Origin of the sequence: Peptostreptococcus canis (genome assembly GCF_014229965.1) — a bacterium.
Taxonomy (GTDB): Bacteria; Bacillota; Clostridia; order Peptostreptococcales; family Peptostreptococcaceae; genus Peptostreptococcus; species Peptostreptococcus canis.
The window spans coordinates 1-277 of the sequence record NZ_JABGBW010000037.1 but is presented as its reverse complement, the minus strand read 5'-3'; the positions used below and the strand labels follow the sequence as shown (position 1 = coordinate 277).

The following is a 277-nucleotide window of genomic DNA, read 5'->3' as shown; positions in this document are numbered from 1 at the left end:
GGTTAAGATCCCAGGAAGACTACCTGGTTGATAGGTCAGAGGTGTAAGTGCAGCAATGTATGTAGCTTACTGATACTAATAGATCGAGGACTTGACCAAAAGATAGATGGTATACACTGAATATATTCGGTTTTGAAGGTACAAAGAACAAGTAAATATGTAGTTACTATAGCAAGGAGGATACACCTGTTCCCATTCCGAACACAGAAGTTAAGCTCTTTAGCGCTGAAGGTACTTGGCGGGAAGCTGCCCGGGAGAATAGGACGTAGCTACGTGA

2 rRNA genes are annotated in these 277 nt (G+C 43.0%); both read left to right on the top strand.

Annotated elements, in window-relative coordinates:
• Positions 1-99: ribosomal RNA gene (locus HLB29_RS09600) — 23S ribosomal RNA — on the top strand; the annotation flags it as partial.
• 59 nt (positions 100-158) lie between these two features.
• A 5S ribosomal RNA gene (rrf, locus tag HLB29_RS09595) occupies positions 159-275 on the top strand.
• Positions 276-277 lie beyond the last annotated feature (2 nt).